The organism is Stenotrophomonas sp. YJH_SMC_82, from assembly GCF_059368875.1.
Window position 1 is genome coordinate 72,128 of the sequence record NZ_JCAFSE010000005.1, and the last position, 23,074, is coordinate 95,201.

General features: G+C 65.9%; 23 protein-coding genes and 1 tRNA gene. 4 read left to right on the top strand and 20 right to left on the bottom strand.

From position 1 onward, the window contains the following. The first annotated feature begins 8 nt into the window (after positions 1–8). Positions 9–1,370 carry a PIN-like domain-containing protein gene (locus AC5P53_RS17845; RefSeq protein WP_241887677.1) on the top strand — a complete coding sequence of 454 codons (1,362 nt, stop codon included), beginning with the start codon at positions 9–11 and terminating at the stop codon, positions 1,368–1,370. On the opposite strand, the gene AC5P53_RS17850 is transcribed toward AC5P53_RS17845, so the two are convergent. Next, positions 1,365–1,967, bottom strand: a complete 603-nt coding sequence (locus AC5P53_RS17850) for a hypothetical protein (protein ID WP_495227477.1) — start codon at positions 1,965–1,967, stop codon at positions 1,365–1,367. The two genes, AC5P53_RS17845 and AC5P53_RS17850, sit on opposite strands and share 6 nt — an antisense overlap. On the opposite strand from AC5P53_RS17850, the gene AC5P53_RS17855 reads away from it, so the two are divergent. Continuing rightward, complete coding sequence (locus AC5P53_RS17855; protein ID WP_241887678.1) at positions 1,968–2,468, top strand: site-specific integrase; 501 nt, start codon at positions 1,968–1,970, stop codon at positions 2,466–2,468. Between the two features lie 22 nt (positions 2,469–2,490). Here AC5P53_RS17855 and AC5P53_RS17860 read toward each other — a convergent pair. The 4 genes from AC5P53_RS17860 to birA form a co-directional block, all read right to left on the bottom strand. Further along, positions 2,491–2,566: transfer RNA gene (locus AC5P53_RS17860), tRNA-Thr, on the bottom strand. Positions 2,567–2,606: 40 nt separating this feature from the next. Further along, the gene (locus tag AC5P53_RS17865) at positions 2,607–3,461 is read right to left on the bottom strand and encodes an SPOR domain-containing protein (protein WP_241887679.1); all 855 of its coding nucleotides are present in this window, start codon (positions 3,459–3,461) and stop codon (positions 2,607–2,609) included. Positions 3,462–3,470: 9 nt separating this feature from the next. Further along, entirely contained in the window at positions 3,471–4,202 is a 732-nt protein-coding gene (locus AC5P53_RS17870; protein WP_142235556.1) for a type III pantothenate kinase, read from the bottom strand. Then, a complete protein-coding gene (birA, locus tag AC5P53_RS17875; protein WP_241887680.1) occupies positions 4,199–5,167 on the bottom strand; it encodes a bifunctional biotin--[acetyl-CoA-carboxylase] ligase/biotin operon repressor BirA in 969 nt (322 codons plus the stop codon). The genes AC5P53_RS17870 and birA overlap by 4 nt, the downstream gene beginning before the upstream one ends. A gap of 144 nt (positions 5,168–5,311) precedes the next feature. Here birA and AC5P53_RS17880 point away from each other — a divergent pair, with 144 nt between their 5' ends. Both AC5P53_RS17880 and AC5P53_RS17885 read left to right on the top strand, forming a co-directional pair. Further along, on the top strand, positions 5,312–5,596 hold the full coding sequence (locus tag AC5P53_RS17880) for a hypothetical protein (protein ID WP_046428091.1): 285 nt from the start codon (positions 5,312–5,314) through the stop codon (positions 5,594–5,596). Then, entirely contained in the window at positions 5,563–6,354 is a 792-nt protein-coding gene (locus AC5P53_RS17885; RefSeq protein WP_241887681.1) for a M90 family metallopeptidase, read from the top strand. The genes AC5P53_RS17880 and AC5P53_RS17885 overlap by 34 nt, the downstream gene beginning before the upstream one ends. Before the next feature lie 85 nt (positions 6,355–6,439). On the opposite strand, the gene AC5P53_RS17890 is transcribed toward AC5P53_RS17885, so the two are convergent. The 15 genes from AC5P53_RS17890 to AC5P53_RS17960 form a co-directional block, all read right to left on the bottom strand. Next, positions 6,440–7,864, bottom strand: coding sequence for an ATP-binding protein (locus tag AC5P53_RS17890; RefSeq protein ID WP_014645620.1), 1,425 nt, complete (start codon positions 7,862–7,864; stop codon positions 6,440–6,442). A gap of 25 nt (positions 7,865–7,889) precedes the next feature. Beyond that, positions 7,890–8,573, bottom strand: a complete 684-nt coding sequence (locus tag AC5P53_RS17895) for a response regulator transcription factor (protein WP_004136763.1) — start codon at positions 8,571–8,573, stop codon at positions 7,890–7,892. 73 nt (positions 8,574–8,646) lie between these two features. Then, positions 8,647–9,021, bottom strand: coding sequence for a hypothetical protein (locus tag AC5P53_RS17900; RefSeq protein ID WP_014645619.1), 375 nt, complete (start codon positions 9,019–9,021; stop codon positions 8,647–8,649). Between the two features lie 213 nt (positions 9,022–9,234). Continuing rightward, on the bottom strand, positions 9,235–10,266 hold the full coding sequence (gene dusA / locus AC5P53_RS17905; RefSeq protein ID WP_168708234.1) for a tRNA dihydrouridine(20/20a) synthase DusA: 1,032 nt from the start codon (positions 10,264–10,266) through the stop codon (positions 9,235–9,237). Positions 10,267–10,360: 94 nt separating this feature from the next. Further along, entirely contained in the window at positions 10,361–12,766 is a 2,406-nt protein-coding gene (locus tag AC5P53_RS17910) for a VgrG-related protein (protein WP_241887682.1), read from the bottom strand. A gap of 25 nt (positions 12,767–12,791) precedes the next feature. After that, positions 12,792–13,148 (bottom strand): lysozyme inhibitor LprI family protein, encoded by a 357-nt coding sequence (locus tag AC5P53_RS17915; protein WP_065428057.1) that lies wholly within the window; start codon positions 13,146–13,148, stop codon positions 12,792–12,794. A 465-nt stretch (positions 13,149–13,613) separates the two neighbouring features. After that, positions 13,614–14,291: a hypothetical protein gene (locus AC5P53_RS17920; RefSeq protein WP_032956264.1), complete on the bottom strand. Its 678-nt coding sequence runs from the start codon at positions 14,289–14,291 to the stop codon at positions 13,614–13,616. Position 14,292: 1 nt separating this feature from the next. Continuing rightward, entirely contained in the window at positions 14,293–14,571 is a 279-nt protein-coding gene (locus AC5P53_RS17925) for a hypothetical protein (protein WP_049405458.1), read from the bottom strand. Beyond that, positions 14,571–18,059 (bottom strand): TipJ family phage tail tip protein, encoded by a 3,489-nt coding sequence (locus AC5P53_RS17930; RefSeq protein ID WP_495227478.1) that lies wholly within the window; start codon positions 18,057–18,059, stop codon positions 14,571–14,573. The genes AC5P53_RS17925 and AC5P53_RS17930 overlap by 1 nt, the downstream gene beginning before the upstream one ends. Next, positions 18,056–18,649 carry a tail assembly protein gene (locus AC5P53_RS17935; RefSeq protein ID WP_049405454.1) on the bottom strand — a complete coding sequence of 198 codons (594 nt, stop codon included), beginning with the start codon at positions 18,647–18,649 and terminating at the stop codon, positions 18,056–18,058. The genes AC5P53_RS17930 and AC5P53_RS17935 overlap by 4 nt, the downstream gene beginning before the upstream one ends. After that, the gene (locus AC5P53_RS17940; RefSeq protein ID WP_014645609.1) at positions 18,642–19,382 is read right to left on the bottom strand and encodes a C40 family peptidase; all 741 of its coding nucleotides are present in this window, start codon (positions 19,380–19,382) and stop codon (positions 18,642–18,644) included. Before AC5P53_RS17940 ends, AC5P53_RS17935 begins: the two co-directional genes overlap by 8 nt. Positions 19,383–19,444: 62 nt before the next feature. Beyond that, positions 19,445–20,140 (bottom strand): phage minor tail protein L, encoded by a 696-nt coding sequence (locus AC5P53_RS17945; RefSeq protein WP_014645608.1) that lies wholly within the window; start codon positions 20,138–20,140, stop codon positions 19,445–19,447. A gap of 152 nt (positions 20,141–20,292) precedes the next feature. Next, positions 20,293–21,429 (bottom strand): hypothetical protein, encoded by a 1,137-nt coding sequence (locus tag AC5P53_RS17950; protein WP_049441826.1) that lies wholly within the window; start codon positions 21,427–21,429, stop codon positions 20,293–20,295. A 40-nt stretch (positions 21,430–21,469) separates the two neighbouring features. Beyond that, complete coding sequence (locus AC5P53_RS17955) at positions 21,470–22,609, bottom strand: hypothetical protein (RefSeq protein WP_053494634.1); 1,140 nt, start codon at positions 22,607–22,609, stop codon at positions 21,470–21,472. A 12-nt stretch (positions 22,610–22,621) separates the two neighbouring features. Continuing rightward, complete coding sequence (locus AC5P53_RS17960) at positions 22,622–23,074, bottom strand: hypothetical protein (RefSeq protein ID WP_111206525.1); 453 nt, start codon at positions 23,072–23,074, stop codon at positions 22,622–22,624.

Here is a 23,074-nt window from a genome sequence, read left to right on the forward strand (position 1 = left end):
GAGGGTACGTGAGAACGGAGTTCATCGGCTATTTCGAGCCTACTGCGGAGGAAACCCAACGGCTTTGGGCAAACGCAGTTATCGCGCTTGACACAAACGTACTGCTGGGTCTCTACCGCATGCCGAGGTCATCTCGAGAGGAGATCATCGACGTGTTGAAGATGGTGCAGCCCAGATTATGGGTGCCCTACCATGTGATGGTCGAGTACCACTCCAATCGACTGAAGGTTCTTCAGTCGGAGTACGCGGCGGCGGGGGAAATGGCCGACCACGTTGGAAGGGCTTGGGGCGAATTCAAGAATAGTATCAGCAAGGAGAAGTACGGCGAGCGTGCCTGCTGGGCGGAGATGTCAACGCACATCGAGGAGCTAGGGCAGCAGGTGACCAAGATGAAGAACCTCGCGAAGGCGGAGCGGGAGAGCTATATCGCGCCGCGAGAAGAGGACACGGTCAGGACGTTCCTTCAGAGCCTTTTGCAAGACCGAGTCGGACTTCGACCTGCCAATCAGGATGCGGTGGATACAGCGGAAGAGAACGCTAAGGCGCGCTATGAAAAGGGCCTTGGGCCTGGGACGCTCGACACGGCCAAGACAGGATCGCACTACGTTGACGGACTGCAGTACCAGCGGCAGTACGGAGACTATATGGTGTGGTCGCAGCTGCTCGGTCACTGCAAATCGCAGGGCGTGGATAATCTGATCTTCGTGACCTCTGATGTTAAGGAGGATTGGTGGTTAGAGACCAGAAGCTCAGGCGGTAAGAAGCCCCAGCCTGAGCTGGTTATGGAGATGAGACGGGTCGCGGGCGTAAAGAACTTTGGTATGTACACCCTCGCAACCTTCGCCAGGAATGCACGGTCACACCTAGGCGCAACACTAACTAAACGAACCATTGAAGACGCGGAGAAAACAGAAGAAAAGCGCTGGCGAAAGGAGCGTTTGACGCGCCTTAATGCAGCCACCAAATTGCTTGCAAACCCAATTGAGGCCAAGGGTTTCCACTTTCTTTTGGAGCGGCACGCCGACAGGATACTGAGCGTTGACGATGCAGGGGCAACCGCCGTAATCCATCAATCTGATGGCACGGTTACGGGAGCGATTGCTGTCCATCTAAGAGCATTCTTCAGTGCGAGTGATAGGGAGCTATTCGAACGCCTGATAGAAACCTTCGACACTGAACCTGAGATCTCAGCGTATGCAGTGTTCGTAGTTGCGGCTCAAGATATGAATCATTTTGAGATGGGGCTGCGTCTAAAGAAGCAGGTGGAACGGCGAGTGAGACAACTCTTCACTAATCGTGGCGATGTGGAAATCTACACGTGCCATGCCATTGATTCAGGCCATTCGCTGTTTGCGGTGCAGCCACTATGAAATGCCGCCGCGTTCAAGCTCCAAGCTACTTATAAACTCCCCACCACCGGCAATGTTGTGGGTGGCTTTAGACACCAGCCAATCGGTTCCATCGATTTTGGATTTGAACCCGCTCACCGCCACCACCTGCTCTGGATAGATATCGGCGCGGCCGAGCGCGAGGCGGCAACCGAGCCGGGCCGTGCGCGCCCCAGTCGTTTGAACTCTGCGTCTGCATGCTGGCGCGCTTCGTCCACAATGGCGTACGTGGGCTGCGGCTTCTTCTCGTTCTCTGACGTGCCCGCCAGAACGCTGGCGCGACGCGCGGCCTTGCGGTCGCCACAGTACGCCCGCACGCCGTGTACTTCTCGCGGTCGGCCACGGTGTAGCGGTGTTGGCGCCGGATGCGCGAGTGATCTGGACACCGGCAAGCGGCTGGCCGCTGGCGGTAGTGCAGGCGCCGATGGGCGCGAAGATCAGCGCGCCGGCCTTCACCGTGACCGCCGCATCGAAGCGCTTCTCCAAGCGCGTTAGGAGGTTGATATCGTTCTCGTTGGCCTGGTCGAGCTGCGGGATGCGGACGGACGCAAGGTTTGTACCAATAGACGGACGCAGCAAATGCTCAGCGGCGATTGTGCCGAGAATGTCGTCCAGGGGACGCGCGTGCCTCTTATGGCAAGGACCAAGGATCTGCGCGCGGCCGTGAAGTGGCTACAGTCCTACCGGGACGAACGGATGAAGGCGCATGGGCGGCCGGTACCGATCAAACCGGAGCAGCGACGACTTCTCGTTTCGGAGTCCGGCACTCCGCTCACGAAATCAGCCCTCGACAGCGCCTGGCAACGCCTGGTCCGCCGCGCGATTGCGGGGGACGTGATCGAGAAGGACCGGCGTTTCGCGCTCCACGGCCTGAAACATCGAGGAATCACGGACAGCGAGGACAAGGCCGCTGGCGGCCACGTGACCGAGGCCATGCGTCAGCTGTACGACCATTCCGTACCGGTGGTAAAAGCGGCCGTGAAACCAAAAAAAGCCGCTAATTTTCCCGGTAATTTTCCCGGTAGACGCAAAAAGGCCAGCGCACCGCGCTGGCCTTTTTCGTTGAAACCCCTGATTTAAAGGCGTTTCGGCACTTCCCGAGTGGTGCCGCTTATCCGAATCGAACGGATGACCTACTGTTTACAAGACAGTTGCTCTACCAACTGAGCTAAAGCGGCATGGGTGGTGCACCGGCGGCAGCGCCGCGGTCCGGGGATTCTAGCGCAACCGCGTGCATTCCAGCGACCGGCTCTGTGCCGCCCCGCTGCGCTGCTGGGCCTGGGCCGGCTGCGTACCCGCCGCCAGTTGTCCTTCCAGCCACCATTGGCCGGCGTCGCCGCTGGCCACCAGGCGCGGCTGGAAGCCGGCGGCCTGCACCGCTGCCATGCGGCGCTCGGCGCCTTCGCGATTGCGGTACTGGCCCAGCGCCACGGCGTTGGCCTCCTCCCCCTGGCTGATGATGTAGTAGTCGCTCAGGCCGGCGGCGACGATACGTTTCACGGTGGCCTGCGCTTCATCACGGTTGGCGGCGGCCGCCAGCATCACCCGGTAACGGGCGCTGCCGCTGGCAGCGGGCTGTTCGCGCAGGCGCGCCTGGCTGAGCAGCGGGCCGGCCTTGCCTTGCGCAGTGGTCGCGGCGGCGCGGTCGGCGAACGGACCCAGCGCGACGCAGCGCGGCGGCTCGGCGGCCGCGGGCGGGGTTACGGGCTTTTCCGGTGCCGGAACGGGTGCAGGCGGTGTTGCCGGCTTGGCGGCGGCAGCAACCGGCGTAGCGTCAGCCGTCTGCGGCTTGGGAATTTCCGGCTTGGCCGGCACGGCCGGCGCGGGTGCGGGCGTCGCAGCCACTGCGGTCTTCGCGGCCGGTTCGCGCTCCATCAGCGGTGCGGTCGGGGCGGCGGCGGTGGCCTCGGCTGCGGCATTGGCATCCGCGCCACCGGGCACCCAGCGCAGCTCGGCGACACCAGCCGGTTGCGGTGCAGGCGCAGGCGGCTGCGGTGCATCGCGCAGCAGCCACCAGCAGGCGACGCCAAGATTGAGAACGGCCAGTACGACGATCAGGGCACGGGTCAGCATGCGCGGATACTAGCCTGCGGGCTGGTGCACCGCCCAGCGGGCGAGGCCATCCAGCACCAGCGAGGGGTGGTAGTCGGCACCCGGCAGCAACGGCATCAGTGCCGGTGCGCCGCCACCGTGCACCAGCAGCGAGGGCGCTACGCCCAGCAGCGCTTGCGCCTGCTGCGCACTGCGTTCAATCAGCGCCACCGCAGCGCCATCGCAACCGGAGGCCAGCGCATCGGCGGTGTCGTTGGCGAACTCGCTGTAGTCGCCGCCGGCAGCCGGCAGCTGCACGGCGCGGGCGTGCAGCGCTTCGCGCATGGTCGTGGGCGACGCGGAAATGCGGCCACCGTGGTGCTGGCCGTCGGCGTCGAGCAGGTCAATCGTCAGCGCGGTGCCCACGCCGACCACCAGCACCGGGCGCTGTGCCTTTGCGGCAGCCAGCAGGGCCAGGAAGCGGTCGACGCCGAACTTTTCCGGCTTGGCGTAGGCAATGCGCACACCGGCGCATTCGGCGCTGGTGCGCACCACGTGCACGTTTTCGAAGCGGCGTTGCAGCTGGTCCAGCATGGCGCTGGTCAGCGAGGGTGCGGCCACGCTGGCCACGAACGCGGTGGTACCGCTGGGCAGGCTGTGCGGCGGCTGCCTGGCCATCCCTTCGGCGCCATGCGCCCAAGCCTGCACGTCACCGGCACGGTCACCCTGCAACGGCGCGAACTTGAAGCGCGAGTTGCCGAGGTCGAACAACCAATCGCTCATGCTGCCCTCACGCTGACTTCGCCGGCGTGCAGCAGGCGCTCCTGGCCATCGATGCGCACGCGCAATGCGCCGTCATCGGCCAGGCCAAGCGCGGTACCGTGCTGCCACTGCCCGTCCAGTTCCACGCGTACTTCGCGGCCGGCCAGCATGTCGAAGGCGGCGTAGCGCGGCAGGAACGGAGCGAGGCCTTCGCGATCGAATTCCTCCAGCGCCGGCAGCAGACGGGCCAGCACGGCGGCAACGACCACGTTGCGGTCCACCGGCTTGCCGGCCAGGGTGTCCAGGTCCACCCACGGCTGGCTGATCTGCTCGGCGAACGACGGCGGCATGTGCGTGTTGATGCCGATGCCGATCACCGCGCGCGCCGGGCCGGCGTATTCGCCACCGCCTTCTGCGAGCAGGCCGACCAGCTTGCGCTTGCCATCGACGATCAGGTCGTTCGGCCACTTCAGCTGTGCCTGGGCATAGCCCAGGTCGTGCAGCGCTTCAGCCACGGCGATGCCGGCCACCAGGCTCAGCCCGGCCAGGCGGCCGAGGCCACCGGAGTACAGGCGCAGCACCGACAGGTAGATATGCGCGGCCAGCGGCGAGGCCCAGGTGCGGCCACGACGGCCACGGCCACCGGTCTGGCGTTCGGCCAGCAGCACGCTGACCCCGCGCTGGGGCGCGCTGCACCGCAGCAATTCAGCGTTGGTGGAGTCCACCGTCCAGGCCACCTGCAGGTCGTGCAGCAGCGGCAGAACCCCGGCCGGCAGGCCAGCACAGATCGCTGCCGGGTCCAGCAGGTCAACCGGGCGGGTCAGGCCATAGCCCTCGCCGGCACGGCCCTCGACATCCACACCGGCGGCCCTAAGCCCTTGAATACGCTTCCAAATAGCCGCACGGGTCTGGCCCAGCTCACGGGCCAGGGCGTCGCCGGACAGGCGACCGGCAGCGAGTTTGGCCAGCAATTGGCGATCGTCCACGGCAGCTTCCACGAAGTCAGGCAGGAATTATGCGGGAAAGCCGCCAGCGACGCCCGCCACGCTGGGTTCCGCGGGGGCTTCCAACGGGGCGCCGGGTTCGGGCTAGAATCGGGAACTCACCCTCCCTTAACGTGGATGTCGTCAATGCGCCGTTATGCCCATTGCCTGATCCTGCTGATGATGCCCTTCGCGGCGTCTGCGACGGCAGCGCTGGACGACAGCCGCGGCGCCTGCGTGTCCTCCAACGGTGATGCCGCCTCGCAGCGCGCGCCGACCGCGACTGCCTCGGCTGCGACCACCAAGCCGACACCGGTACGCCCTGCGGCCAGCAGTGCCACCAGCACCGGGGGCGGCGGCAGCGACGATGACGTGCTGCAGCGCATCCGTGCGCCGAAGTGGCACAGCTACCTGCCGGGAATGTTCCGCTGATCAAGTCGTTGCTGCAGTGGCTGCGGCCTACGCCGCGGCCGATCGACGATGCACTGTGGGAACACGCCTGCCGCCGCGCGGCCTGGCTGCACGGACTGGACGACGAACGCCGCGCGCGCCTGCGCGTACTGGCCACGCGCTTCCTGCACGAGAAGACCATCACCCCGATCGGTGAGCTGCAGCTGCAGGCCGGTGACGGCGTGCTGCTGGCCGCGCTGTGCTGCCTGCCGCTGCTGGCGTTCGGTGAGGTGGGGCTGGAGGGCTGGTCGCAGCTGATCGTCTACCCCGATGCCTTCCGCGTGCACCGCAGCCACATGGATGCGGCTGGCGTGCTGCACGAGTGGGATGACGAGCTGATCGGCGAGTCGTGGGACAGCGGTCCGTTGATCCTGTCCTGGGCCGATGTGCAGGCCGACCTGGCGGCGCCGCACGAGGGCTACTGCGTGGCGGTGCACGAGATGGTGCACAAGCTGGATGCGCTCGATGGTGCGATGGACGGTACGCCGCCGCTGCCGCGCGAATGGCAGCGCGAGTGGGCGGGCACGTTCCAGCGCGCCTACGACGCGTTCTGTGCGCAGGTGGACGCAGGCGAAGAGACGCTGATCGATCCGTATGCGGCCGAGGCGCCGGAAGAATTATTCGCGGTGGCCAGCGAGTACCACTTCTCGGCACCGGATCTGCTGCAGCAGGCGTTGCCGGAGGTGGCGGCGCAGCTGCGACGGTTCTACGGCGAGCCGCCCAGGATCGCAATGCGGTAGTGCCGGCCGCTGGCCGGCAACCCCATGATCTTCGATGGCATTGCTTGGTTGCCGGCCAGCGGCCAGCACTACCGATCAACGAGGCTTACGGCCCTGGCGGCAGGCGCACTTCGAAGCGGGCGCCGCCCAGTTCGGCCGAACGGCCCACGGTCAGTTCGCCGCGGTAATCCTTGATCAGGTCCTGCACGATCGACAGGCCGATGCCGTGGCCCTGCACGCGCTCGTCGCCACGTACGCCACGCTGCAGCACCTTGCCGATGTCGTCCGGGGCAATGCCCGGGCCGTCGTCATCCACCGCCAGCAGCAGGCCGGCGCGGCGCGCGTTCGGGGCCGGCAGCGGCTGCGCGGTCAGCAGCACGCGGCGGTTGGCCCACTTGAAGGCGTTCTCCAGCAGGTTGCCGAGCAGTTCCTGCAGGTCGCCCGGTTCGCCGTGGAAGCGTGCGGCCGGATCGATATCGAATTCGCACAGCACGCCCTTGGAAGCGTAGACCTTTTCCAGGCCACGCACGATTTCCTCGGCATTGGACTCGATCGGCAGCGGCGCGGAGAACAGCTTGTGGCCCGACGAGGCCGCGCGTGCCAGCTGGTACGAAACCAGGTTGTTCATGCGCTGCAGCTGCACGTCCAGTTCCTCGCGCAGCGCGCCGTCGCCGGCACCGCTGTCCATCTGCGTGCGCAACACCGCAATCGGCGTTTTCAGGCTGTGCGCCAGGTCGGCCAGGGTGTTGCGCTGGCGCTCGAGGTTCTCGCGCTCGCTTTCGATGAAGGCATTGATGCTGTCGGTCAGCGGTTCCAGCTCTCGTGGGTGGCGCTCGCTCATGCGCTCGGTCTCGCCGCGCTGCACCTTGGTCAGCTCGGTGATCACCCGGCGCAACGGGCGCAGGCTCCACTGCAGGATGACGGTCTGCAGCAGCAGCAGGATCAGGCCGATGCCGCCCAGGTAGAACCAGACGCGGCCACGGAACACGCGCAGCTGGGCACCCAGCGCGCGCGAGTCTTCCATCACATAGATGGTGTACGGGAATTCGGTGGCAGGATCGGCGTCGGCGCCCCAGACCAGGCCGAGGCCGTAGCGGTACACCGAGCCTTGGCTGCCGTCGATCTGGATCATCGGCAGCGGGCCTTCGAACACCTCCTGACGCGGTGCCAGCAGGCCGCCGCCGACGGTGGGCAGCATCGGGCCTTCAGCGGACATCGAATTGCCCTTGCCGTGCGGCATCACTACCTGCAGGTACAGGCCACTGCCGGGCACGTCGAAGCGGGAATCCGGCGGCTGCTCGCGGATGTACAGCGAGCGGTCGCGGGTGAAGTCGATGCCGGCCGCGTAGGAGGTGGCGTAGTTCTTCAGGCGCTCACGCAGGTTCGCCTTCGCCGTGTCGGCGAAGGCGGCGTCGAGCGCGTAACCGGCCAGGGCCAGGAACGCCACCAGGCCCACGGACGCGGCGAGCATCTGGCGCGCCTGCAGTGAGCGCGGCCGCCAGCGTCGGAAGAACCACAGACGGCCGGACATCGTGTTATCGCCAGGGTGAGCCAGCTCAGCCCTCGTTGCGCGGGATCGCGAAACGGTAGCCGCGACCGCGTACGGTCTCGATCGGCTTCAGTTCGCCATCCGGGTCCAGCTTCTTGCGCAGGCGACCGATGAACACCTCCAGCACGTTCGAGTCGCGGTCGAAGTCCTGCTGGTAGATGTGCTCGGTGAGGTCGGCCTTGGAGACCAGTTCACCGGCATGCATCATCAGGTACTCCAGCACCTTGTACTCGTAGCTGGTCAGGTCGACATTGCTGCCGGCCACGCTGACGGTCTGGGCGGCGAGGTCCAATGCGACCGGGCCGCATTCCAGGGTCGGCTTGCTCCAGCCAGCGGCGCGGCGCAGCAACGCGTTGACGCGGGCCAGCAGCTCTTCGACGTGGAACGGCTTGACCAGGTAATCGTCGGCACCCTGCTTCAGGCCCTCGACCTTGTCCTGCCAGCTCGAACGCGCGGTCAGGATCAGCACCGGGAACTTCTTGCCTTCATCACGCAGGGCCTTGATCAGCTCCATGCCCGACATCTTGGGCAGGCCGAGGTCGATGATGCCGACATCGAACGGAACTTCGCGCCCCATGTAGAGGCCTTCCTCGCCGTCCTGCGCAGCATCGACGGCAAAGCCTTCGCGCTTGAGCCGGGCTGCCAGGGTCTCACGCAGCGGGGCTTCGTCTTCGACCAGAAGGATACGCATGAACTCTCCCTAGTGTCCTGGGTGTGGCCCGGAGGCCTGTGGGGTACGGGTTGATAGCGACAACTATCCCTGTTCAGGGGTTATCGCCGCGTAGTGATGACATATCCGACCGCGGCGTGCGCGGCTGTGAACGCGACGGGGCGGGGTCGTCCATGTAGCGGACCCGGCCCCGGTCGTCCATGTACTTCACCCGGTTGATATCACGACCATCGAACGGCACGCGCTCGGCACCGAGGATGTGACCACCCGTGGTGCGCTGCACGCGGCGCACGGCATCGGACAGCGAACGCTCGTCGCCACGGTTGCCGCGCTCGCCCCGCTCCATCATCTCCGCACGCCCCTGCTCACCCCGCGGCGGCTGCTGTGCCAGCGCCGACGACAGCGGCACGGCCGACAGGACCACGCAGGTGGCCAGGGCAATGCGGCGATGGAAGGGAGCGGAAGACATCGATGCGATCCTAGCCGAGCACGGCGATTCGTTCAAAAGTCGTAAATCCGGATGCCGGGTTCGGGGCCCGGCGCTTTACAAATCCTTTGCAAATTCTTGGTTTGGGGCAGTGAATCCGGTCTGAACTTTTCCGGCCGCGACCTCGCGATGTTCAGCTAGGTGAACATTCGGAACGAATCGCCGCGCCTTGTCAAGTCAGGAATGTGACAGCGGTCACGCTGCGGCGCGATCAGCGTCGCGTTCGGTCGCGGCAAGCGCCTGCTCGACCAGGCTCCAATCGGCGCCCGGGCGGTGTGCGCCCTCGCTCAGCACCTGGCGGAATGCGCGGCCACCGGGCTGGCCATGGAACAGGCCGAGCAGGTGGCGGGTGATGTGCTTCAGCGCCAGGCCTTCGCCCAAGCGCGCTTCCACGTAGGGGCGCAGCGCGCGCAGCAGGTCGCCGCGGGCCTGCAGCGGGGCGCCGGTCTGCAGCGCCTCCAGCTGATGCAGCAGGTAGGGATCGTGGTAGGCCGCGCGGCCCAGCATCACGCCATCGACGTGCGCGGCCTGCGCCTGCACCACCTCGACGCTGGCCAGGCCGCCGTTGAGCACCACCGGCAGCGCCGGGCGCTCCTGCTTCAGGCGGTAGGCCCAGTCGTACTTCAGCGGCGGAACCTCGCGGTTCTCCTTCGGCGACAGGCCCTTCAGCCACGCGTTGCGCGCGTGCACCACCACCATCGCGGCACCTGCGGCGACCTGGCGGTCGACGAAGGCGGCGAACACGTCGTAGTCGTTGTCCTCGTCCACGCCCAGGCGGCACTTCACCGTCACCGGGATCTCGACGGCATCGACCATCGCCGCCACGCACTCGGCCACGAGCATCGGCTCGCGCATCAGGCAGGCGCCGAAGCGCCCGGCCTGCACGCGGTCGGACGGGCAGCCGCAGTTGAGGTTGACCTCGTCGTAGCCCCAGTCGGCAGCGATGCGCGCAGCCTGCGCCAGCAGCGCGGGATCGCTGCCCCCCAGCTGCAGCGCCAGCGGCTGTTCGCTGCGGTCGAAGCCGAGCAGGCGCTCGCGATCGCCGTGGATGACCGCGTTGGCGTGCACCATTTCCGTGTACAGGCGCACACCCGGTGCCAGCACGCGATGGAACACGCGGCAATGGCGATCGGTCCAGTCCATCATGGGGGCAACGGACAGGCGCAGGGAATCGGCGTAACGGGCGGTGGCGGACGGCATCGGGGTGTTGATCGCGAAGACTGGCATTGCCAGTGAGATCAATAGTTTACACCGGACGGCTGAATGGCGGCGGGTGGCTCCGGGGCTGGCCGCTCGACCGGCCCCGGGGACACCGCGTGGCTTACAACCCGCGGTTGCGAACGTGTTCCTGCTGCTGTTCCTGCGCACGCTGGTTGAACTGACTGTCCAGCGCTTCGCTCTGCCGGCTGCTGGCCTCGACCGAGTGCGACACCGCCTGCTGGCGGTCGACAAAGGTCCGCTGCGCTGCCGGGTCACCCAGCTCGCCCTGCACCGCGAACAGGCCGGTGCCGTCCGGGCGGGCCACGACATGGTCGATCTGGCGCATGCCGGACACCTTGCTTTCGTAGGCCAGCTGGCCAGCCGCTCGTTCGGCTTCCTGCGGGTTGGCGAACAGCGGCTTCAGGCCGGCCTGGGCGCGCTGCTGTTCGAGCGCCTGCAGCTTCTCCAAAGCCTGGCCGAAGCGCGCGTTGTCGGCATGCCCGGCGTCGCGCATGCTGGCCGGCGCTGCAGGTTCGGCCTGGGCCGGTGCCGCCGGCGCGATACCGGCCTTCACCGCGTTGGGGGCATCGACCTGCGCCAGGGTCCTGCGGCCGGCCTTGCCATCGTCGTCCAGGCCATTGTTGGCCTGGAACTGCTTGACCGCTGCAAAGGTGTCCTTGCCATACACGCCATCGGCGTGCAGCGGCTTGCCGTCGGCCCCGGCGTAGCCCAGCGCCGCCAGCTTGCCCTGCAGGGCCTTGACCTCATCGCCGCGCTCGCCCTGCTTCAGCACGCCATCGGCCATCGGCGCCTGCTGTGCACTGCGTGCGGCCTGCGCGGCCTCAGGGCCCTGCGCGTGGACCTTGCCGCCCAGGGTGATGCGGTCGTTGAGCATGTCACCCAGGAACCTGCGGTACTGATCGGGCTCGAGCTCGATATGAGCGTGCACGGCACCCGGGGTACCGGCATCGGACTGGCGGATCAACGGCGCACCGTACTCGACGAAATCACCGGTCTTGTAAGGGGTGGTTCCACGCGCACCGTGCAGCACCTGCCCGACCAGTTCGCGCTGCGGATGCCCGGCCGGATGGCTCCAGATGCTGATCGAATTCCACTTGTCATTGTTGACCTGGACATACCCGGCGACCGGATTGGGAATCATCACCTCCCGATCGCCGCGCGCATTGCTCAGGATCAGATCCTTGTGCACCAGCGGGATGCCGTTGCGATCACCGCGGGTCCGTACCGTTTCCAGTTCGCCCTCGACCATGGCCGACGGGCGGTCAGCCTTGGCGGCATTGCCGGTGCGCACGGCCTCGGCATTGGTGTTGGGGTGATGGATCTTCAGTTCGCGATAGGCATCCTCGCCACTGGTGCCATGGCGCAGTGTGCGGTTGCTGCTGCCGTTGCCAAAGGGTTCGACCACGACGATGCGCTGGCCACCGGGCGCGGCGGCGGCATCGGCTTCCCGCGCAGTCGCGGGTGCGGGTGCCGCAGCAGGAGTGACCGGTGCAGGCGTGGCCGGTGCCACAGGCTGCGCCGGCGTGTGCTCGCGTACCGCCGTATCCAGGGCCTGCAGGGTCTGCCGGCCGGCCTTGCCATCGACGGTCAGTCCATGCGCCTGCTGGAACTCGCGCACTGCATGCTCGGTATTGGCACCGTAGTGGCTATCGGCTGTCAGCGGTTGCCCGTTGCGACCGCTATGGCCGGCCTGGATCAGCTTGGCCTGCAGGGTCTGGACCTCGGTACCACGCTCGCCGGGTGCCAGCACGCCGTCGGCCATCGCCGATGCCGCCGCACGCTGGCCGCGCTGGCCGGGCTCAGGTTCACCGAACACCTGCTGGTAATCCTTGCCCCGGTAAGCCTCGGGGTTGTGGTTGACCTGGTCGTAGCGCGCCAGCCCGACCAGTGCGGTCTTCTCGGTGAGCGCACGATCACGCAGCGAATCCCACAGGGTGGGCGAGCTCTGGAAGTGCACCTGCACATTGGCGTGCTTGTAGTCCTGCACCGCGCGGACGATCTGCTCGTCACTCAGCTCAGTCAGCTTGAAGTCTTCGCCATAGGCCTGCTGCAGGCCCTTCTGGAACACCGACCGGGTCATGCCGCGGTACTGCACCGAGGTGCTCCACAGCGCATCCTGCACGGCCGCACCACGGCCGGAGAGATCGATGCCCACATCCTTCAGGCGGCCCATCTGCACGTCGTAGTACTTGTGCTGGATGAAGTCGTGCTGGTCCCTGGCAAACCCTGCCGGATCGGCGGCCGCCACTTCCTTCCAGCGTTCGGTGAAGGCCGGGGTTCCTGCCTGCAGGCCGTTGAAGCGGTTGCCATAGCGCGAGGCGGCGACGTACTCATCCACGCCGCCAACGTTGGTGGCGTACTGGTAACTGCCATACGACACGCCGCCATGGTCGCCCCTGCCGGTGGAAACGTGGCCGGGGCCGCGACCTCCGGTTTCGAAATGCGCCGACGTCTGGCCGCGATGCCAGTTGTCCATTGCCTGCTTTGCCTGGGTCACAACATCCATTTTCCTGCACTCCTTTGCGGGGGAATTACTTCGAGGTCAGTGCCTGCAGCACGTCGGCACGGTTGGCGGTGCGATTGATCCGGCAGGACTGCGCGTCCAGCATCTGCCCCTGCCCGTCTTCGGCAGGGTTCCAGCTGCAGTAGCGATTGGTATCGGACATGTAGGCGGCCTGCTCGTCCATCAGCCTATCCTTGTCCTTGCCATCGGGACCGTCGACGATCTTCATGAAGGCCTGCTCGAGTCGCTGCTCCTGCCAGGCAAGCTCCTCATCGCCACACGCCTGCAGTGCGGGGGTCTCGCCGCCGCTGGAGTTCACGCACGTGGCGTACTGCGGCCGCAGCGTGGCTTTGTTGTAGGAATCATCCGGGCGCTGCGGCGGCATGTCCTGATCATCGGCATCGGCCGCTGTCGTGGCAGGTGCGGCGCGTGCAGGCTCTGCAGTGGCGGGCGGCGATGCGGTGGCGGGCGCGGCGGCGGCGGGGGCAACTGCCGTATCCGCCTCCGGGCTCTTGGCCTGGCATGCTGCCAGGCTGAGGCCCAGGGCCAGCGCAAGCGCGGTGGCCCCGGCCCTGCCGAACGTTTCGCGGGGGGCCGCTGGAAGGTGGTTTGTTCCCTGCATTGCTTGCATCTCCTTGGCATCCAGGCACGTGGCCCGTCAACGCGGGGCCGTCCATCGGCCCCATCACGCGGGCAATGCTACGACAGCGACGGTTTCAGGTGCCTGACCGGCTTCAGAATGCGTGCGCGTCGTCTCAGACGCGAACGCGGAAGCGTCAGTGCCCGCCGCCGCCCCCGCCCACCTGTTCGATCAACTCGAGCAGGCCGATCTCGGCCAGCATGGCCGACACTAGTAGCCGGTTACATCAAGCACCGCGAGGGCTGCATTGTTCCCGGTATAGGTGAACCGGGTGGGTAGAGGTAGTCCGTAGTAGGGGCCGTAGGTACGCCGCGCCGTCTGCGTCATCCCGAACGTGATGGTTCCACCGTTGACCGCCCCTCCGGAAACACTTACGTCCTCGTGTTGCAGGTATTCCTGCGGATCGCCCCATCGCTGGAACGTGTTCGCCGAATCGTACGCGTGAACCAGGGGCATCACTGCCCAGGCACGTCCAGGATCAAACTGGGCGCTCCCCTGCCAGCCAGGCCGTGTCGACGCAGAACGAAGGCCAGCCACCCGCGCGGCTTTCCGGCCTGCGTCGAACATCAGGCGGCCGGCACCGTCACGGATGATCAGTCCAAAATTGCTTGGTGGCTCCTGCGGTGGCGCGTACACATACCACTGCACCACTGCGCCGGGCGGACCAAACAGATACAGCCCAGCCGAATAGCCGTCGATCTGATTGTAGTACTGGCTTCCAACCACCGAGGTCGAACGCACGGCAACCATGCCGGCATGGTTGCCGATGTACCTGCTTCCTTCGCCATCCAGCGTGGTAGTGCCTTGAGCCAGCATGGCGAGTGTCGGGAAGGCATCGTCGATCAGTACGGTGCCCCAGTCATTGATGATCTTGATTCCTGCAGTCATATCAGCGGGCCCATATTTCGACGATGCCGGGATAGCGGTCCTTGGCGGGAACATTGACGTGACGCCAGCTGACGATGCCGGAGGCCACGTCGATGGAGAAGTCCGGGGCATACCTGCCGCGAGCAACCGCCGTCAGATCGGTATCTTCCGGTTGCCGGGAGAAGGCTGCGCTGCCGTCGACCGTGCTGTACTGGATGCTTGCAAGCACGCGGAACAACCTGCCTTGCGGGTCATAGCCTAGACTGCCATCCGCATTGAAAACCTGGATTCCGACTGGCATTACCACACCCCCATCTGCACGCGCAGCGTTCCTGCTGCATCAAATACCTGGATCACGTTGTTGACGATGGTCAGATAGCCACCATTGTCGGGGCCGGTCATCGTCATCGCGCCGCTCTTGTCCAACCGCCAGCGTGGCTGCCCTCTCGCACCCACCGCGTTGGACTGGATGAAATCACCGATCATCGCGTTCTGGATCCTGCCGTTCCCGATCAATGCCTGACTGATGAAGGTCTGGCCGTTCTCGACCACGAAGGGCGTGGTGATCTGTCCATTTCTCTCGTTGATCAGCGCGAAGCGATCGGCCTGCATCAGGATCTGGCTCTGGTAGCTGCCATCTGGCTGCTGCTCCACGCCCAGACCCATGCCGGCCATGTAGATCTGCCCGGCGCTGGTGATCTGCGCCTTGACCGTATAGGTCGCGCTGACCTTGCCATCCAGGTTGACCACGGCCTGCGAGACCTGCTGGACCGCGGCGCTGACGCCCTCGATCTTGCCTGGAACACCTTCGATGGACGCTTCGACCGTGTCCACGCGCTTGGCCAGTGCCGCGTCCTTCTCGGCCATCACGCTGTAGACGGTGATGGCGCCGGCGCTGACATCGTTCTCGCCGACGTTGTAGTCCTCCTCGCCGGCACTGTGGTCGCTGACCTGGGCGAACAGGCCATCGACCTTCTGCCCCTGCGCAGCCACCTTGCCATCGACGTCGGTCACGTCCATTTCCAGCTGGTCGACACGGCCGACGATGGCGCCCGCCTCGGCGATCGCGTCGCCGATGCTCTTCCAGTGGCTGCCCGGCGGCGTCTCGTTGCCTGCAGCGGCGCCCTGCCAGCTCCAGATCCGGCCGTCGTGGATGACGGTCTGGCCCGGGGTGTAGATTGCCGAGGCATCCCAGACCAGCGGCAGCACTTCGGTGACGCGCTCGATCTTGCCCTTCAGCTGTTGACCCAGCGCGCTTTCGTTGATGCGGCCGGCGAAGTAGGCGTCGTAGTCATCCGGGTTGCTGCTGGACTCACCCATCACCCCGGCTTGCGCCGGATACCACGGGCCGATGTTGCCACTTCGATCCACCAGCCGTCCCCAGAACCAGAAGCGCGCGCCAGCGGCCAGGCCGTTCATCTGGTGCTGGGCCTGCGGGTAGGCGAAGTCGCCCAGCTTGATCGCGCTCTCGCGATTGGGGCCAGTGCTGTACCAGAGTTCGGTCCGTTCGGTATCGGTTGCACCTGCGGGGAAGCCCCAGGACAGTGCGATGCCGAAGGGGCGGGCAGTGCTGGTCAACGATGCCAGCGAGGGGGGCGGCGTCGTCTTGCCTTCAATGGTGGTGAGCGCGCTGAGCGTCGGCTGCGACACCGCGCCCAGCGCATTGACCGCGCGTACGCGGGCCAGATACTCGCCTGCGTAGACGCCCCGCACTTCCAGGCTTTGCGTCCCGACGCGACCAGCGCGGACCCAGTTGAGATCGCCACGGCGCCATTCCACGTCATAACCGATCGCCTTGTCCGCAGCATCCCACTCGATCGTGAGCACGGAGGTAGCGATGCCCTGGTCGACCACCACATGCGAGGCCATCCGCACGTTGGCCGGTGCCGGCTGCACGCTGGGCGGGATGATGCTGATCGGCGGCTGCTCCAGGCGCGTGCCGTCGTCGATGGCGGCGTACTTGCCCGGCACGTGCTTGAGCGCGGTGATCTGATAGGTCAGGTCCTCGCCTTCGCTGATCGACAGCACGCGATAGTGCTGCAGGGCCAGCTCCGGCGATTCCAATGCCCAGACCGACTGCGCCACCGGCACCGCCGACCAGGGCGCGCTGACGGTCACCGTCTCGCCGTCCACCGACTGCACCGTGCGTGCTTCGGTCTGCCCGCTGGGCAGGGTGGCACGCAGGGTGTCACCGGCCGCGATCTGTTCCGGCATGCGGTCCAGCACCAGGCTGCGCGTGCCCGCACTACGGATGCGGCCCGCATTGCGGCGGCCGGCGCGGTTCGGGTCGGCCACCTGGATCACATCACCGGGCATGCAGCCCAGCGCATCCAGGCCCACCGAGAAGCTGATCGTCTCGGTTTCCAGCATCTCGGTATGCAGGATGTGGTTGCCCACGCGCTGCGCCTGCGAACGTGAGTGGCAGCCCACCGCCGTCACTTCGGTCTGGTTGATGCCGTAGCGGGCCACGCCAGGCAGGTGCTGCACCACTTCGACCTTCTGCCGGCCGAAGTCGTCCGGATCGATCCACGACACCAGGGCCACCGTGTGCCGCGCCGTTCGGCTGCTGCCGGCATAGTGGAAGCGCCCTTCGATGACGTTGGCCTGGCTGTAGGTCAGCACCGGGTCCTTGGGCATGTCGGCCGAGGCCATCACCTGCCCCGCCGCATAGAAGCTGATGCCGCGGAACATGGTGGCGATGTCCTGCAGCACGCGGTAGGCCTCGGCGCGAGTCTGCAGATACAGGCTGCAGGTGAAGCGCGGCTCCTTGCCGCCCTGGCCATCGCTGACCAGTTCATCGCAGTAGCGCGCGATCTGGTACAGCCGCCACTTGTCCACCCAGTCCAGCGGAACACGATGGCCCAGGCCGAAGCGATCGTTGGTGACGATGTCGAAGAACACCCAGGCCGGATTGTTGGTCCAGCCACTCTTGAAGGTACCGTCCCACACACCGCTGTAGAGACGGCTGAGCGGATCGTAGTTGGAGGGGATGCGTACGATGCGGCCCCACAGCTGGTAGGACCGGGTGGGAATGTTCTGGAACTGGCTGGCATCAACCTGCACCGCCGCCAGCGCACAGTTCGGATAGCGCAGCTTGGCATCGATGATCTCGGTCATCGACAGCACGTTGATGGTATCGGCGATGGTGCTGCTGTTGGCGTTGGCGGTCAGCCGGCGGATGCGCACCTGCCACTGGCTGCCGGCAGGCAGATCGATGCGGCGGCTGCGCTCGTACTGGCTGGTGGTCTTGCCGCTGAAGGCATCGGTCAGCACCGTGCTGAACGGGCCGCCGTCGGTGGACAGATCCACCGCGTACATGATCCGGTAGCCTTCGGTATCACCGTTCTCGGTGTTGGTCTTCTGCAACGCCGGCACCGCAAAGCGGATACGGACGGCTGACAGATCGGCACCCGATACGGTGCGCACCACCGGCGCATCGCTGCGCAGCTCGACGTTGACCCCGACTTCGTTCTCGATGGAGGGGAAGCCGCTGATGTGGTCCTGGTCCTGGGTGCCGGAACGCGTCTGCACGTCCACGCCGGAGAAGTTCAGCGTGCCGTCCGGATTCTCGATCGGCACCTGGTCCAGGTAGATCGACTGCTTGCCGGCGACCAGGCCACGGATCTCGCCCTCGCTGGCGAGGTCGATGATGCGGGCCACCGCCATCGAGTGCAGGCTGTCGGCGGTTTCGACCGGGGTTCGGGCGTTGCTCGCGCCCTTCTTGGCACCCGCCAGCACTGGCGTGGCTGCGCCACGCGTGCGCGGCGTGGGATGAGTGGTCTGATTCAAAACTGGTCCTCCGCCAGGATGCCGCCGCTGATCACGGCCGAGCCGATGAACATGCCCTTGGTGTCATGGCCGCCATAGGCGACCGGCACGGGGTTGCCTTGCGCCTGCGTGTTGACGGTGCCGTTCATGCTGTAGCTGGGTGCGTTTTCGGGTGTGTCTTTGGCGCCCAGGCCTTTCGGCTGGGGGGAGAGCATCTGGGTGATCCCGCCAACCACCATGCTGACGCCGGTTGATACCAGTGCAGCTCCGCCAGCCCAAGATGTGTAGCTCCCCACAACGATCAGCACGATGCCAATGATGGTTTGCAGTACACCGCCCCGCTTGCTGCCCACCAGCACCGGCGCGATGCGGATGTCATCCTGTCCCGGCGGGTCGTGCAGCTGATCCCGCGACAGGTTCTGCCGCCCGTTGAACACGGCAAACTCCATGCCCTTGGCCTTTGCGCCCATCAGGTACTGCTGGAATCCCGGCAACATCGTGCACAGCGCATGCACCGCCTCGGCCGGGCTGTTCACCGCCAGCCGGAACCTGCGCCCAAAGCGCGCACCCAGCTTGCCGTACAGGCGGATCGTACGAAGACGGTCAGTCATGGCGCACCTCGCGATGGCGGACGATGCAACGGGTGCGCTCGGCCCACATGCCGCCGTACGGTACGGTCTCGGACAGGCGGCCATGCAGGTGATGCAGCATCTGCCCGTCGCCGAGGTAGATGCCCGCGTGGTTGGTGACCGGCGAGCGGATCTGCATCAGGATCATGTCGCCCCGCTGCGGCTCGCCCTCGATCAGGTCGAAGCCCTCGGCGTGCAGCCGTTCAAGGCTGTACAGGTCCTGGCCGTGGCTCCACCAGTCGTCCTGGCGTTCGTACTCGGACAGCGGGATGCCCAGTTCGCGTGCGTGGAAATCGCGGACCAGGCTGTAGCAGTCCAGCACACCGTGGGCGAACTGGCGACCGACCAACGGTGCCATGTAGCCCGTGGGATGCAGGGTCTGCAGATCACCGCACAGCGGTGCCTCGCCTGTTACCTGGCCGACGCTGACGATGTGCCAGGTCAGCCCGCTGCGCTCGCACATGACCCGATCGGCGTCGGACGGCGTTGCGGCGGCATCGGGATGGCTGTGCACCAGAGCCAGCACCTCGCCCTTGTCCTCGGCCACGGCATAGTCCTCAGCGGGCAGGCGGAAATGCTCGCTGGGCGTGGCGGCCACGTTGCGGCAGGGAAGATAGCGTTCGTGGCCTTCAATGGCCACGATCAGCCCGCAGCATTCGCGCGGGTACTCGGCCACGGCGTGCGCCTGGATGGCCTGCAGGGTTGTCGGTTGCATGTTTCACCCATGAAAAAGGCCCGCGCGGGCGGGCCTGGAAAGTGGAATCGGGAGGGGATCGATCAGGAGCGCAACAGGCCCGCGGCGGGGAAGCCGCCATAGGGCAGCGGCTTGTCCTGGCCGAAGCGCAGCTTGCAGCTGCGTACCCGACCGCCGCACTGGTCACGCGCCGGATCATCGGTGGCGACGTCGTCGCTGTCGGCCACCGCTGGACCGTTGTAGCCGCAGTACGCGCCGCGATAGCCGCCACGCACCAGCCAGCCACACATGCCGGCGATGATCTGCCTGCCCGGCAGCTGCTGCCCATTGAGATCGATCGCGGTGGTCAGCTCGAACTCGACCATCTGCTTGTCCTCACCGATCTTGCGCTCGATGAACCAGACTTCATCAGGGAAGTGCTCGCCAGGATCCGCGCTGGGATTGCCTTCCTCGAAGTTGGCGGCATCCAGGTACTTGGCCAGCGTCTGCCGGCGGATGATGCGTGCACCGACCAGGTCATCGAACAACAGGCACATGGCGGTGATGCGGCCATCGATGTTGCTCACGCGCAGGCGCGGGTTCGGCGGCTGGTCGCTGGTGCGCTCGAAGCCGCTGGCCTCGATCGGCCAGGGGCCATATTCCTGGCCCTGCCACCAGATGAGGCCACTCTGCAGGTGCGCGTGGAAGAAGAGCTTGTCGGCGCCGAAACTGCTGGCGTCAAGTTCATAGACGGTGATGCGGCCACCCGGCTCAAGCTGCTGGGCATCGGCGGTGATCATGGGGTGTTCTCCTGTGCGGCATTGGGAAGAGGGGGTGGTACGGGGTACCGTTCCTGGCCGCACGGCACGATGACGTGGTGGCCTGGGCGCAGCGAGGCAGTGGTGGTGAAGCAGGCGTGCTTTGGCGCCTGCGGAGCGGGGGTTGTCATGGCTCAGAGCTCCGCATCGGCCTGGACCAGCACCTGCGAGGTGGTCGACCACACCACCACCGCGCCCCAGAGCTGCATGTTGTTCGGCATCGAGGCGATGACTGCCGCGTCAACCGTGGACTGCCAGCTGGGCGCTCCGCCGTCGAAGTTGACCAGGTTGCCGGCATTGCCGAAGCCCACCAGGTTCAGCGCGGTGGACGGCGAGGAGATTCTGGGTGCTGAGCGTTTGCGCACCTTGAACGGGATGCACGCTCGCGTGTCGCCGTTGGCGGTGTAGGTGATGCCGATGATCCGGTTTACATCCACCGTCTCGTAGTAGCGCTGGCACAACAGCAGCTCCAGTGCTTCGGACCGGCGGTCGAAGTCGGTGGCGGTATCGCCTTCTTCGATCTGCACTTCGGCCACTTGCACGCTGCCGCTCTTCTGCCCGGCGGCGAACGCGCGGCCGCCGAAATCGGCACCTGCGTCCAGCCAGAAGCTCAGTTGCAGGTAGCTGTCCGGGCCCAGCGTCTTGCCGGCAAGACCGGGAACTTCCACGGTGACCTGGTGCCATCGCCACAGCGTATCGAGCACGACCGAGGCGCCGATGCTGTCGCGCGCGGTAGACCCACCCGTTCCGTAGGACTGCTGCAACTCCACGCCGATGCGGAAGTCGTCCACCGAGGCGCGCGCCTTGAAACTGATCGTGACGGTGCGCCCGGCCAGTGTCCGGACATCCTCGATGCGCTGTTGGACCAGCGCCATGTTGCCGGCACCGGCAACGCTCTGCACCTCCAGCCGAAGCAGGTGGCGCGACCCAGCCAGCAGGCGCCCTCCCTGGCCGCCGCCTGGAGGCACATCCTCGCGTGAGGCAGCCACCCTGGTGCCGATGGCATTGACCGCCCAGCGGTCAGCGATGTAGCGAGAGCCCGTGGATGCAGGGAACACTGCACCGCGCTGCCAGAACCGGAAGTCGCCGTTGATGAGCGGGTTCCTTCCGGCCATGCGGCCTTCCAGATGCATGAGCGCCGATTGCGCGTCGTCCAGACCAGCGTAGATCTCGGCGAAGTTGTCGTTGATCTTGGTGAATGCCGGCCGCTGGGTCTCACCTCGTTTGCCGTTGGGCTGGACGGTGTCCAGGTCGATGATTCTTCGTGTCATGTGCAGTCCTCGCTGCGTGCGCCGGTGTTGACGGCCAAGGTCAGATCTCGGCGTCAGCCGCCCAGTTGCCGCCCACCAGATAGGCATAGAACGGCGTCAGGCCAGAACCGAAATCAAGCTGAAGCGTGAATCCATCGGGACGAAGGAACAGCGGGACAGCCATTCCGCGTGACCACCCGTTGCCGTTGAACAACGACCAGTAGCCGAGGGCCGGCGCCACTTCACTATTGGAGTAGAGCGTGAGTGCGGGCACAGTGCGTTTGGCGACCTTGAAGGAGATCTGCTCACTGCGCGCCAGGCCTGCCTGGAACGCGGCGGCGACGCCCTGCGGTGACGGCATGCCAAGCTGCGGTGCCTGTTCCAGCGGGAAGCTCTTCTCGTAGTACCGCTGGCACAGCATCAACTCGGTTGCGTCATCACGCATGTCGTAGTCGGTAGGTGTCGCCCCCTTCTCCAACTGCATGCAGGTCAGCGAGAAGGACCCAGACTGGCCGACAAGCTGTCCGCCATAACCACCGGGTGTCGCAAAGTCGACGATGACGTGCAGCTTGCTGTTGGCTCCCACGGTCTTGCCAGCAATGGATGGCAACTCGACGGTGAAGTACCTGAGCGCGGCCGCGGTGCCGATCTCCTGGACGCCTGCCCGGACCGTCACATCCGGAGACCCATTGGTACCAAACGTCTGGATGAAGCGAACGCCGATGCGGCAGCCCGGCGTCGCGGCCCATGCCTGCATGCTCAGCGTCACGGTACTTCCCGCCAGCGTCTGCACGCCTTCCACCGGCTGGGTGACGAACGCCTCGGTCGCGGCCGTCGATCCGGTGAGATCGCAGTTCATGAATCCCGTGACCCCGAATGCCGGGGCATCGAAGCTGCGGCGTGACACCGCGACCTGCCCCGCCCCGGTGCATACCACCTGGAAGCGATCGGGAACATACACCGCCAGAGGCGACACCACAGTGCGGCTGCTGCCCCGTTGCCAGAACCTGAAGTCACCGTTGATCAGCCGGTTCCGGCCGTTCTGCCTGCGCCGGAGATCCTGCACCGTGGTTTCGAGTTCATCCAGATCCGTGTAGAGATCGGCGAAGTTCTCATTGACCTTGGTGAAGGCCGGCCGTTGCGTCTCACCCCGCTTTCCGTTCGGCTGCACGGTATCAAGGTCGATTGTGCGTCGTGCCATGCGTCGTCCTCCTCAGCCGCCGATGATTTCCGGCGCCTGCTCGGCAGGCCAGCCGAATGCATCCGGCTGCGGCAGTTGCGCCTGGACCTGCCGCCAGTCCGGCGCGGTCTCCTCGGCGGTGGACTCAATAGTCTCCAATGCGAGGTTGACCCCGTCGCGCCAGGCAATCATGGCGATGGCGTCCTGCGCATAGCGCGGCACCGCACTGCCCGCGTAGCTGCAGCAACTCTCGATGCTGTCATAGCCGCGATCGCGGGCACACTGGGCCATCCACTCCCACGCCTTTCCGCGGATGAAGCGATGGAACTGCGCCGAGCCGGGTACGAACAGCGGCGGTACCGGCTCCGGCTCATTGCCTGCCGTACACCAGGCTTCATAGTCATTCCACAGACGGTGGCCACGTGGAATGAAGGCGCCGGTCTGCAGGCACTTGATGGTGTCGATCTCTTCGGTCAGTTGATACAT